A 13,316-nucleotide genomic window follows, 5' to 3' on the forward strand; every position below is an offset into this window, starting at 1 on the left:
TTATGTTCTGGTCACTATTTTAATAGAGTTAAGGCTTGCAGCGTTCTATTTTAAGAATCAGTTCAGCGCTGAATAAATTCAAGCCTATTGGGAAGAATCAGTTCAGCTTTTATGTTTTTTTTGGTATAATAGATAAGATTGAAAATAGAGAGAGGACGTTGATGATGGCACAAGAAAACGCCTTGATCCAAGGTATGAATCCAAAGCAAAAAGAAGCTGTTTTGCATACAGAAGGCCCGTTATTAGTTATGGCAGGTGCAGGTAGTGGAAAGACGAGAGTTTTGACTCATCGTATTGCTTATCTGATTGAAGAAAAAGACGTAAATCCCTGGAATATTCTAGCGATCACATTTACTAATAAAGCCGCAAAAGAAATGCGCGAACGGGTAGGTAAGCTATTAGAAACTGGCGGTGAAGATGTCTGGGTTTCAACCTTCCACTCAATGTGTGTTCGGATTTTACGTAGAGATGTCGATCATATCGGTTATAATCGTAATTTTACGATCATCGATACCTCTGAACAGAGAACATTGATGAAACGAATTTTGAACGAATTGAATATCGATGTGAAAAAATATGATCCACGGTCAATTTTAGGCACTATCAGCAATGCGAAAAATGAGCTGCAAACGCCTGAAAAAGTAGAAGAATTACAAGGAACGCCATATGAAGAAGTGGTAGCTAAATGCTATAAAATGTATCAAAAAGAGCTAAGAAACAATCAATGTATGGACTTTGATGATTTAATCATGAATACGATCCGTCTGTTTAATGAACATCCAGATTCTCTTGCTTATTATCAGAATAAATTTCATTATATTCACGTGGATGAATATCAAGATACTAACCATGCACAGTATACATTGGTAAATATGCTGGCAGCTCGCTTCAAGAACCTATGTGTGGTAGGTGATGCGGATCAGAGTATTTACGGCTGGCGTGGAGCAGATATGCAAAATATCTTGGACTTTGAAAAAGACTATCCAGATGCATCAGTGATCATGTTGGAACAAAACTATCGCTCAACGAAAAAAATCCTTGACGCAGCCAATAACGTGATTCAAAACAATCGTAATCGACGTGATAAAAGTTTATGGACTGAAAATACAGATGGTGAAAAAATCATTTACTACCGTGGAGATAATGAACGTGATGAAACCCAGTTTATTGTTGGTCAAATTCAAAAAGAAATACGTGAAAAAGACCGAATCTATGGTGACTTTGCTGTGTTGTATCGAACGAATGCCCAATCACGGGTAATGGAAGAAATGTTATTAAAATCAAATATTCCTTATACAATGGTCGGCGGCCATAAGTTCTACGATCGAAAAGAAATCAAAGATATCTTAGGCTACTTAAACATCATTTCTAATCCCATGGACTCGCTTAGTTTTGAACGTGTTGTCAACGAACCAAAACGAGGAATCGGTAAAAGTTCGGTAGAAAAATTACGAAATTTTGCCCAAATGCATGGCTGGTCCTTATTGGAAGCAGCTCAAAATGTTGATTTGGCTAACATCTCTGGAAAAGCTGGGAAAGAGTTAGGAAATTTTGGTCTGATGATCCAAGATGTAACGCAAATGATTCCTTATTTAACGATTACTGAATTAGTGAAAGAAGTATTGGAACGCAGCGGTTACCGCGAAGAACTAGTGAGACAAAATAATTTAGAATCTCAGGCTCGTTTGGAAAACCTGGACGAATTTCTGACGGTAACGCAAGAGTTTGACAAACGTTATGAACAGCAAAATGAAGAAGAAGCTGATGCGCCGGAAGAAAAATTAGCTGTTTTCTTAAATGACTTAGCGCTCGTTTCTGATTTAGATAATTTAGAGGAAAGTACTTCTCAGGTAACGTTGATGACCTTACATGCCGCTAAAGGCTTGGAATTTCCAGTTGTCTTTTTGATTGGGATGGAAGAAGGTGTCTTTCCACTTTCAAGAGCGATGTTAGAAGAAAGTGAACTTGAAGAAGAACGAAGACTTGCTTATGTTGGGATTACTCGTGCTGAAGAAATTTTATATATTTCTAATGCTTTTTCTCGTACGTTATACGGAAAAACACAGTACAATCGTCCAAGTCGTTTCTTAAATGAAATCGATGAAGAATTATTAGATCTGCAAGGCTCGATCGCAGCACCGAAAGCACCAGCAAGAACCTTTGAGCCAAAAGTTTTCAAACCTGCATATTCACAACCGACAAAACAGCCGGTAACAGATAAAGTTGCCAGCGGCGGAGAAGCAATGGCTTGGCAGGCAGGCGATAAAGTCAAACATAAGGCGTGGGGAACAGGAACTGTGGTACGTGTGGGAGGTACAGCTAAGGACTTAGAATTAGATGTTGCTTTTCCTGAAAAAGGGATTAAGCGACTATTAGCTGCATTTGCTCCGATCGAAAAGCTGGGATAGGATTTTTCAGTCAGAGCTGAGTGAGCCTGTTTTGCAACTATCGTTATCCAGCTACACAAATCAATCCTTAGGAAAATAGATAAATTGCCAGTGTGACAAAGAACGTCACAAAGTCAATTTCCTAATTTTCTACAGGATTAGACGATTTGTTCCGCTTTTGCTGAGAAACACAGCGAAAGAATTTGAGCTGATGTTGAACAATACAAGACTTTCGCAAGAAAGTGTTGATCATTAGCATTATCCAGCTGCATGAGCCAGTCTCTCGAGAAAAAGATAAAACCTGAATGAGGCGAAAAGCGCCTCAGTCATGTTTTCCTATTTTCTAGTCGAGACTGAACGGCTCATTCCGCTTTTGCTGAGAAACACAGTGAAAGAATTTGAGCTGATGTTGAACAGTACAAGACTTTCGCAAGAAAGTGTTGATCATTATCGTTATCCAGCTGCACAAGCCAGCCTTTCGGGAAAAAGATAAAAATAGAGTGAGGCAAAAAGCACCTCAATCGATTTTTCCTATTTTCCAGTCAAGGCTAAGCGGCTTGTTCCGCTTTTATTTTAAGGAGGGATCGACCATGGCAGAGGTGCCTTTGACATTAGCTGAAGCAACAGAGAAAGCAAAAGAATTGCGCAGTCAGTTGAATCAATATGCTCATGAATATTATGTAGCAGATAAACCAACTGTAGAAGACTATGTGTATGATCGCTTATACAAAGAATTAGTAGATATAGAAACAGAGTATCCAGATTTGATCACAGCTGATTCACCTACGCAGCGTGTGGGCGTCAAGATATTATCAGGCTTTGAAAAGGTCACTCATGAGGTTCAAATGTATAGTTTGAATGATGGATTTAGTAAAGAAGATATCTATGACTTTGATGAACGTGTTCAAAAATTAGCAGGGAAATCAGTCAGTTATTGTTGTGAACTGAAAATTGACGGATTGGCTATTTCATTAAAATATGAAAATGGTAAATTTATTCAAGGTGCAACTCGTGGAGATGGTACAGTTGGGGAGAATATTACTGAGAACTTGAAAACAGTCAAATCGATTCCTCTAGAATTGAAGAAACCAATATCTATCGAAGTTCGCGGTGAGTGTTATATGCCGAAGCAATCTTTTGTTAATTTAAATAAAGAACGGGAAGAAGCAGGACAAGATGTTTTTGCAAACCCGAGAAATGCAGCAGCAGGGAGCTTGCGTCAGTTAGATACTAGTATGGTTGCAAAAAGGAACTTAAATACCTTTTTATATACTGTGGCAGATTTTGGTCCGATGACCGCGCAGTCTCAATTTGATGCGCTAAATGAGTTGTCAGAGATCGGTTTGCGTACAAACCCTGAAAAGAAATTATGCAAAAATATCGATGAAGTTTGGGCGTACATTGAAGAGTATCATGAAAAGCGGACAGAATTACCTTATGAAATCGATGGTATCGTAATCAAAACCAATGACTTTACGATTCAAGATGAATTAGGGTTCACTGTTAAAGCGCCACGTTGGGCAATCGCTTATAAATTTCCTCCAGAAGAAGCTCAAACGGTTGTGGAAGAAATCGAGTGGACGATCGGACGGACAGGTGTAGTTACGCCAACTGCAGTGATGCAGCCAGTTCGTGTTGCTGGAACCACTGTTAGTCGAGCGAGTCTGCATAATGCGGATTTTATTGCGATGAAAGATATTCGATTAAATGATACTGTGATCATCTACAAAGCTGGTGATATCATTCCAGAAGTTGCTCAGGTATTGCCGGAAAAACGTAGTGAAGCTAGCCAGCCATACGAAATTCCAACGCATTGTCCTGTATGTGACAGCGAGCTAGTTCATTTAGATGATGAGGTTGCATTACGTTGCATCAATCCTAAATGTCCGGCGCAAATCAAAGAAGGATTGAATCATTTTGTTTCAAGAAATGCGATGAATATTGATGGTTTAGGGCCACGTGTGTTAGAACAAATGTATGATACTGGTTTAGTATCAGATGTTGCTGATTTGTATTTCTTAACGGAAGAACAGTTGATGACTTTAGAGAAAATCAAAGAAAAATCAGCAAACAATATCTTTCAAGCAATCGCAGCAAGTCGTGAAAATTCTGTTGAACGCTTATTATTCGGCTTGGGCATTCGTCACGTAGGCTCAAAAGCAGCAAAAGTCTTAGCGGAACATTTTGGAGATTTATGGGCGATCAGCAAGGCAACGAAAGAAGAAGTAGTTGCATTAGATTCCATGGGTGATACGATTGCAGACAGTTTGGTGACCTATTTTGAAAATGAAGAGGTTCATGAACTTATGGATGAATTGACTAAAGCAGGAGTAAACTTTGAGTATAAAGGGTTGCGTATCGCTCAATTAGCTGAAGTAGAATCTCCATTTAAAGATAAAACAGTTGTGTTGACCGGTAAACTTACGCATTACAATCGAGAAGAAGCCAAAGAAAAAATCGAAAGCCTTGGAGGTAAAGTCACTGGCAGTGTCTCCAAAAAGACGGACCTTGTTGTTGCAGGTGAAGAGGCGGGCAGCAAACTGACCAAAGCACAAGATCTTGGCATCGAAGTTTGGAACGAGCAGCAAATGGTTAAAGCAATCGATGAAAGTATTCCAGCAGACACAGCTGAATAACAAAGTAGCAGTTTTTATCCTATTTTTTTTAGTAATGGGAGAAATTCTTTTATCTCTGACGAAAATTCTTAGAATTTTATGATAGAATAAGAAAAAAGCTGTTTAATTGACAGAATGACATGATGAACAGTATAAATTTGAACAAAAGAATTCTGAAAGCTGATTTTCTAAAGACATAGTTAACTGTTTGAAAGAGAATTACTTAACAGAGTTCTTCTAAAGGAAAGAAGGGTATCCATGGCAATTAGTGAAGAACAAGCAAAACATGTAGCAAAATTATCAAAACTGTCTTTTTCAGATAATGAGTTAAAAGACTTTACAGATCAACTAGGTAAAATCATCGACATGGTTGAATTACTGGAAGAAGTAGACACAGATGGTGTAGCATTTACTTCAAATGTCGCACATTCGATCAACGTTATGCGTGAAGATGATGCTGTACCTGGTATGGATCGTGATGAACTGATGAAAAATGTACCTGAATCAGAAAATGGCTATATTAAAGTGCCAGCAATTATTGACAACGGGGAGGCTGGTGCATAATGGAGAAATTATACGATAAATCATTAACAGAACTGCATGATTTACTTGTTTCAAAAGAAATCACAGCAACAGATCTAACAAACGCAACGCTAGACCGCATCAAAGAAACGGAAAAAGATGTCGATTCTTTTATTACGATCAGCGAAGAAAAAGCCTTGGAATTAGCAAAAGCTATTGATCTTAAAGGGATTACTGAATCCAACCCATTAGCTGGTATTCCGATCGGTATTAAAGATAATATCGTTACAAAAGATATTTTAACAACAGCAGCTTCAAAAATGCTGCACAATTTCAATCCTATTTATGATGCAACAGTGATGGATAAACTATATCAATCTGATATGATCCCTGTTGGTAAACTGAACATGGATGAATTTGCGATGGGCGCAAGTACAGAAACTTCTTACTTCAAAAAGACAAAGAACGCTTGGGATCATACCAAAGTTCCTGGTGGTTCTTCTGGTGGTTCGGCTGCGGCAGTTGCAGCAGGACAAGTACCGGTTTCTCTAGGAAGTGATACGGGTGGTAGTATTCGTCAGCCAGCTTCATTCAACGGAATTGTCGGTATGAAACCAACTTACGGACGAGTTTCACGTTTCGGCTTGATAGCATTTTCTTCAAGCCTAGATCAAATTGGACCAATGACTAGAAATGTTCAAGACAATGCGTTGGCATTAAATGCTATTAGCGGCTTTGATGAAAAAGATGGTACATCAGCGGGCGTGTCTGTTCCTGATTTTACTGCTGGTTTAACTGGAGATATCAAAGGCATGAAAGTGGCATTGCCGAAAGAATACCTTGGAGAAGGTGTTGATGCAGGGGTTCGCGAAGCTGTACTGAAAGCTGCAGAAACCTTCAAAGCTTTAGGGGCTACTGTTGAAGAAGTTAGCTTACCACATTCAAAATACGGTGTAGCAGTATACTACATCATCGCATCATCTGAAGCTAGCTCAAACTTACAACGTTTTGATGGCATTCGCTATGGTTACCGTTCAGAAAATGTCAAAAATCTTGAAGATGTGTATGTAAATTCACGTTCTGAAGGTTTTGGCCTTGAAGTGAAACGTAGAATCATGTTGGGAACTTTCTCATTAAGTGCTGGTTACTATGACGCGTACTTCAAAAAAGCGGGTCAAGTAAGAACACTGATCAAACAAGATTTCGATAAAGTGTTTGAAACCTATGATATTATTATCGGCCCAGCCTCACCAACGGTGGCCTTTGGTTTGGGTGAAAATATCAATGATCCGATCACGATGTACATGAATGACTTATTGACAATTCCAGTAAACTTGGCTGGATTACCGGGAATGTCTGTACCAGCTGGATTCTCTGAAGGATTGCCAGTCGGTCTACAGATCATCGGAAAAGCTTTTGATGAAAGTACGATGTATAAAGCAGCATATGCTTTTGAACAAGCAACAGATTTCCATACGAAAAAACCTGTGATCTTAGGGGGGAATGACTAATGAACTTTGAAACTGTCATCGGACTTGAGGTCCATGTAGAACTAAAAACAAACTCTAAAATCTTTTCACCGGCACCTGCTCACTTTGGTGCTGAACCAAACAGCAATACAAATGTAATCGACTGGGGTTATCCTGGTGTGTTGCCTGTAATGAATAAACAAGCAATCGAATTCGGGATGAAAGCAGCACTTGCCTTAAACTGTGAGATCTCAAAAGATACACATTTCGACCGTAAAAACTATTTTTACCCAGACAATCCCAAAGCGTACCAAATTTCGCAATTTGACCAACCGATCGGGCATGATGGCTGGATCGATATCGAAGTCGAAGGAGAAACCAAACGTATCCGTATTGAACGTGTTCATTTAGAAGAAGATGCGGGTAAAAATATCCATGGTGAAGGCGGTTATTCATATGTTGACTTAAACCGACAAGGAACACCATTGATCGAAATCGTATCAGAAGCAGATATGCGCTCACCAGAAGAAGCCTATGCTTACTTAGAAGCATTACGTTCAATCATCCTGTTTACAGATGTTTCTGATGTGAAAATGGAAGAAGGCTCAATGCGTTGTGATGCCAACATCTCTTTACGTCCATATGGTCAAGAAGAATTTGGAACAAAAGCTGAAATCAAAAACTTAAACTCAATGAGTTTCGTTAAAAAAGGCTTAGCCTTTGAAGAAAAACGTCAAGCCAAAGTATTATTATCTGGCGGAGAAATCCAACAAGAAACACGCCGTTTTGATGAAACAACAAATAAAACATTATTGATGCGTGTCAAAGAAGGGTCAAGTGACTACCGTTACTTCCCAGAACCAGATGTACCGCGTTTTGTGATCGATGATGAATGGATTGAAACTGTTCGTCATAGTCTTCCAGAAATGCCAGCGTCTCGTCGTGCGCGTTATACAAAGGAATTAGGCTTACCAGAATATGATGCAATGGTCTTAACCTTAACTAAAGAAATGTCTGATTTCTTTGAAGCAGCGCTAGCTGAAGGTGCAGATGCTAAACAAGTTTCTAACTGGCTGATGGGTGAAGTTTCTGCTTACTTGAATAGTGAAAAAGTTGAGTTGCCGGATACTAAACTAACACCAGCTAATTTAGCTGGAATGATCAACCTGATTACAGATGGAACAATCAGTTCTAAAATTGCTAAAAAAGTCTTTAAAGAATTGATCGAAAATGGCGGCGATGCAAAAGAAGTCGTTGAAGCAAAAGGGTTAGTACAACTTTCTGATCCGGCGCAACTATTACCGATCATTAACGATGTGTTGGATAATAATCAACAATCTGTAGATGATTTCAAAAACGGAAAAGACCGTGCAGTCGGCTTTTTAGTCGGTCAAATCATGAAAGCTACAAAAGGACAAGCCAACCCGGGTATTGTAAACAAACTGCTCCAAGAAGAATTGACAAAACGATAGAAAGCAGCAGATGACAGATGAAAAAAGCAAGAGTAATTTATAATCCAACTTCCGGTAAAGAACTAGTCAAGAAAAATCTAGCTGATATTCTTTCCATTTTGGAAGAATGCGGATATGAAGCCAGTGCTTTTGCCACAACTCCAGAAGAAAATTCCGCTAAAAATGAAGCGCGCCGTGTCGCAGAATCAGGGTTTGAACTGATCGTTGCTGCTGGTGGAGATGGAACGATCAATGAAGTTGTGAATGGGATTGCTCCTTTAGAAAATCGCCCTAAAATGGCGATTATACCTGCCGGAACAACCAATGATTATGCAAGAGCCTTAAAGATTCCTCGAGATAATATTGTGAAAGCAGCAGAAGTGATCCGTAAAAATCAAACAGTGAAAATGGACATTGGTCGAGCGAGAGATACGTATTTTATCAATATTGCTGCTGGTGGACATTTAACTGAACTGACCTATGAAGTTCCTTCAGAGCTAAAAAGTATATTTGGCTATCTTGCCTATCTGGCTAAAGGTGCGGAAATGCTGCCGCGGGTCAAACCGATTAAAATGCGTATGGAATATGATGAAGGAGTTTATGACGGCAATGCCTCAATGTTTTTCTTGGGGCTGACGAATTCTGTCGGAGGCTTTGAAACGATCGTACCGGATGCAAAGCTAGACGATGGAAAGTTTTCTTTGATCATTGTAAAAACAGCAAATGTATTCGAGATTTTGCATTTAGTTGCACTGATGTTGAATGGTGGCAAACATGTAGAAGATCCTCGATTGATTTATACTAAAACAAGCTATCTTCATGCTGAAACACTAGATCCAAATGCTAAAATGATGATCAATTTAGATGGAGAATATGGCGGTGATGCTCCGATGGAATTTACCAATTTACATCAGCACATTGAAATGTTTGCCAATGCAGATGCGATCCCATCCAATGCAATCATGGGTTCTGTTTTAAGTGAATATGAGGACGAAGCTGATCAAGAAGAGGAACAATATCATGCAGCGAGCAAAGAATTTGTCAAAGAAGTCGAACGCTTAACTGAAGAAGATATCGATAACAATGGAAGAATCGGTTGATTTATCAAAAAAAGATGATGAAACAGAAGTGCTTAACCTAGAGAAATAAGAAGGGGTCGTTTCTGTTTCCACCGTTTATTCGAATTCTAAGTGACTGAGACATAACTCATAGAGTTATGTCTCAGTCACATTTTTATTTACATTGTTGGAAAATGATCTTATCAATAGAAAACACAGTATATAGATTTGTTTTAATTAAGGAACACAATATATTGTATAAAAGATCTCTAATAATTGATGATTAAGAAGGATTCTCATTGACTTGTTTTAAAAAGAAGAGTAAATTAATAAAGTCGTGATCTTCGCAGAAAGTGATCAAAAGTGTGCGAAGCTGGCATTAAAAATGTAAAGAAGCTAAAAGCATTGAAAGGGATTCAATGGCTATATGTAGGTTCTATTTGGTTGCTGATCGGTCTGAATTCTAGGTTTTTTCAGATGCACAGCAGACTCTCGCTGAGGTATCATTTATCAGTTGCATTTTTCCGATAGATTATGTTTTAAAACCGATACATAGTCAGCTGATGACATGCATTATTTGTCATGGATTGTATGTACACCTCTAATTCAATTTATGGTATGATACATTGGTTGAAAATAAAAAAATAGATAATAATAGGTAGGGAGTTCGATGGCAGTGATCGTTTTAGCAGGTACAATTGGCGCAGGTAAATCAAGTTTAACAGAAATTATTTCAGAACATTTAGGATCAGAAGCTTTTTATGAATCGGTTGATGATAATGAAGTGTTGCCTCTATTTTATGCTGATCCTCAAAAATATGCATTTTTACTGCAAATCTATTTTCTAAATAAACGATTTGATAGTATTAAACAGGCATTATCTCATGAAAATAATGTATTGGATCGTTCCATTTATGAGGATTCATTATTATTTCATCTAAATGCAGATCTAGGCAGAGCAAATGAAACAGAGGTAAAAGTCTATGATTCTTTATTAGAAAATATGCTCCAGGAATTACCTTACGCAGCGCATAAAAAACGTCCGGATTTATTGGTTCATATTAAAGTTTCTTTCCCCAAGATGCTGGAACGAATCAAAAGACGTGGACGTTCTTATGAACAGGTGGATGATGATCCTGAGTTGTATGAATACTACAAAGAGTTGAATAACCGTTATGAAAAATGGTTCGACGAGTATGATGAAAGTCCCAAAATTCAAATTGATGGTGACAAATATGATTTCATCGAAAATGAAAAAGCCAAGGAACAAGTGATTCAGCTGATTGAAAATAAATTATCTGAAATCAACGAGTAAAAACAACGAATAAAAAACGCGTTGAGACAAAAACTGTTTTAATGCGTCTTTTATTGTTTGGAGAATTTGAGTTCGAGAATGAACTCTCTATTGCTTTTCCGACGTTTTTTCATTAGAATGAGTGAAGCGCATAAAAAGAAGGAGCGACTTATGAAAAACTTTCCAGTGAAAAAAAACGAAACGATTGAAGTTGACATTATTGATTTGACCCATGAAGGTATGGGCGTAGCTAAAATTGACGGATATCCGTTATTTATAGAAGATGCATTACCAGGTGAAAAAATTGAAATCAAAGTGCTAAAAGTGGGCAAAAGCTTTGGCTATGGTAAAGTAATAACTATTTTAAAATCAAGTGAAGATCGTATACCAGTTAAAGATCAGAACTTTACAAAAGTTGGCATTAGTCCATTGCAGCATTTAGCTTATGGAGCACAGCTAACGTTTAAAACCAATCAAGTAAAAAATGTGATGCAGCGTGTCGCTAAATTACCTGATGTTCCAGTTTTAGACACATTAGGCATGAACAACCCTTGGGGCTATAGAAACAAAGCACAAATTCCAGTAAGAAAAATCAATAATCAATTACAAACAGGTTTTTTTAGAAAGAATAGTCATGACTTGATTCCGCTAGAACATTTCTATATTCAAGATCCTAAAATCGATGAGGCAGTAATCACTATTCGTGATATCATGAGACGTTATAGCATTAAGCCTTATAATGAATCTGATAATACTGGGAATTTACGTCATATTGTTATTCGCAGAGGCTATCACACTGGAGAAATGATGGTTGTTCTTATTACAAGAACTCCAAAATTATTCCCGACAAGTAAAATCATTCCTGATATCTTAGAAGCTCTACCAGAAGTGGTAAGCATCGTGCAAAACGTCAATACTAAAAAAACAAACGTCATCTTCGGAGATGAAACGATTCTCTTACATGGTGAAGACAAAATCATTGATACAATTTTTGATTTAAAATTTGAAATATCTTCTCGTTCATTTTATCAAGTAAACCCACAACAAACAGAAGTAATGTATAACAAAGTTAAAGAATATGCTGCTTTAACTGGCAACGAAATTGTCGTGGATGCGTATTGTGGTATTGGAACGATTGGTTTGACTTTGGCTAAGGATGCAAAACATGTTTATGGTGTTGAAGTTATTGAAGAAGCAGTGAAAAATGCTGAAAGTAATGCAAAATTAAACAACATTGAAAATGCAACGTTTACTGCAGGATTGGCAGAAGAAGCATTGCCAAGATTGCTTGAACAGGAAATTCAGCCAGATGTTGTGATCGTAGATCCTCCTCGTAAAGGCTTGGAAGCAAGCTTGATCGAGACTCTGATCGAAACAAAACCAGAACGAATCGTTTATGTTAGCTGTAATCCGGCAACTTTAGCAAGAGATTTAGCTTTACTGATTGAAGGTGGCTATCAGGTAAATGAAGTACAGCCAGTCGATAATTTCCCACAAACTACGCACGTCGAATCTGTTACTTTATTGACAAAGGCGGTGTAAACAATGGATACAAAAAAGAAAATGCTTGAACTAATCAAAAAGAAACAAGGCGGCGGTAGATCCAAGCAAATGGAATCGCCAAAAAATGACCGAAAAAATATGCGAAAAGGTCCTAAAATTTATAATAAATAAAGAATAATAAAAGCCCAAAATAGCATTCGTTCTATGAACAGCTGTTTTGGGTTTTTATTAGGCTATTAGGATAGACTTCATGAAAATAGAAGGCAGTACGGATCAAAGTAGTATTTGTAATGATTATTGAAAAAAATCCAATAATGGTTGAGCTAAAATATCATTATCTATGATATAGCTTCCATGGTCATGATTTTTCATTATTTTAAGTTCAGAATTTGGAATGATCTGCTGCATTTGTTCAAAAAAATCTGTTTCACATAAATCGTTATCTGCAGCAATGATCAATGTAGGTTGTTTGATTTTACTCAATTCTTCTAACGGAATAGTCGGTTGCTCCATCATTAGCTTAAATAAAGGATCTTTTGTTTCTTCATATTCTTTCACAATCGATGAATAGATCTCAGGTTTGAGTTGGCTTGGTTGGGTGTTTGCTCCTAATAATGCGAATTTATTAAGCATCGGTACGCTTTTGATACCCAGAATAATGGCTAAAATAGCCCCATCGCTAAAGCCTAGAATATGAACATTTTTCAGCTTTAAAAGGGTGATAAAGGCGCTGATATCTTCAGCCATCACTTCATAATCATATTGATCAGTCATACTACTTTGCCCATGATTTCGACTATCAATAGCATAAATCGTAAAATGATCTTTCAGTTTTTCACTTAATCGATCAAAAATATGATGATCCTCACCATTTCCGTGTAGTAAAAGCAACGGGTTTCCTTGCCCGGTTTTTGTATAGTGAAGCTGAATGTTATTGACGTTTATTACTGCCATCGGTTATTCCTCCATCTCGTTGTTTTTAGTGGCATAATGATTATAACAAAGGAACCTTGACAG

At 37.7% G+C, this 13,316-nt stretch carries 10 protein-coding genes; 9 read left to right on the forward strand and 1 reads right to left on the reverse strand.

Annotated features, from left to right (window positions below):
* Nucleotides 1-164: 164 nt before the first annotated feature.
* The 9 genes from pcrA (at nt 165) to BCR25_RS20825 (ending at nt 12,470) form a co-directional block, all read left to right on the forward strand.
* Complete coding sequence (gene pcrA / locus BCR25_RS11085) at nt 165-2,408, forward strand: DNA helicase PcrA (RefSeq protein ID WP_069663864.1); 2,244 nt, start codon at nt 165-167, stop codon at nt 2,406-2,408.
* A 569-nt stretch (nt 2,409-2,977) separates the two neighbouring features.
* Nucleotides 2,978-5,023: an NAD-dependent DNA ligase LigA gene (ligA, locus tag BCR25_RS11090; RefSeq protein WP_069663667.1), complete on the forward strand. Its 2,046-nt coding sequence runs from the start codon at nt 2,978-2,980 to the stop codon at nt 5,021-5,023.
* A gap of 237 nt (nt 5,024-5,260) precedes the next feature.
* Entirely contained in the window at nt 5,261-5,566 is a 306-nt protein-coding gene (gatC, locus tag BCR25_RS11095; RefSeq protein ID WP_069663668.1) for an Asp-tRNA(Asn)/Glu-tRNA(Gln) amidotransferase subunit GatC, read from the forward strand.
* Nucleotides 5,566-7,035: an Asp-tRNA(Asn)/Glu-tRNA(Gln) amidotransferase subunit GatA gene (gene gatA / locus BCR25_RS11100; protein WP_069663669.1), complete on the forward strand. Its 1,470-nt coding sequence runs from the start codon at nt 5,566-5,568 to the stop codon at nt 7,033-7,035. The genes gatC and gatA overlap by 1 nt, the downstream gene beginning before the upstream one ends.
* Nucleotides 7,035-8,465, forward strand: coding sequence for an Asp-tRNA(Asn)/Glu-tRNA(Gln) amidotransferase subunit GatB (gene gatB, locus BCR25_RS11105; protein ID WP_069663670.1), 1,431 nt, complete (start codon nt 7,035-7,037; stop codon nt 8,463-8,465). Before gatA ends, gatB begins: the two co-directional genes overlap by 1 nt.
* Nucleotides 8,466-8,482: 17 nt before the next feature.
* Complete coding sequence (locus BCR25_RS11110) at nt 8,483-9,544, forward strand: diacylglycerol kinase (protein WP_069663671.1); 1,062 nt, start codon at nt 8,483-8,485, stop codon at nt 9,542-9,544.
* A gap of 628 nt (nt 9,545-10,172) precedes the next feature.
* Nucleotides 10,173-10,817 (forward strand): deoxynucleoside kinase, encoded by a 645-nt coding sequence (locus tag BCR25_RS11115; RefSeq protein ID WP_069663672.1) that lies wholly within the window; start codon nt 10,173-10,175, stop codon nt 10,815-10,817.
* 150 nt (nt 10,818-10,967) lie between these two features.
* Nucleotides 10,968-12,338: a 23S rRNA (uracil(1939)-C(5))-methyltransferase RlmD gene (gene rlmD / locus BCR25_RS11120; RefSeq protein ID WP_069663673.1), complete on the forward strand. Its 1,371-nt coding sequence runs from the start codon at nt 10,968-10,970 to the stop codon at nt 12,336-12,338.
* A gap of 3 nt (nt 12,339-12,341) precedes the next feature.
* Nucleotides 12,342-12,470, forward strand: a complete 129-nt coding sequence (locus BCR25_RS20825) for a hypothetical protein (protein ID WP_069663674.1) — start codon at nt 12,342-12,344, stop codon at nt 12,468-12,470.
* 123 nt (nt 12,471-12,593) lie between these two features.
* Here BCR25_RS20825 and BCR25_RS11130 read toward each other — a convergent pair whose 3' ends face one another.
* Complete coding sequence (locus tag BCR25_RS11130) at nt 12,594-13,253, reverse strand: alpha/beta fold hydrolase (protein WP_069663675.1); 660 nt, start codon at nt 13,251-13,253, stop codon at nt 12,594-12,596.
* Between the last annotated feature and the right edge of the window lie 63 nt (nt 13,254-13,316).

Source organism: Enterococcus termitis, from assembly GCF_001730305.1.
GTDB lineage: Bacteria > Bacillota > Bacilli > Lactobacillales > Enterococcaceae > Enterococcus_L > Enterococcus_L termitis.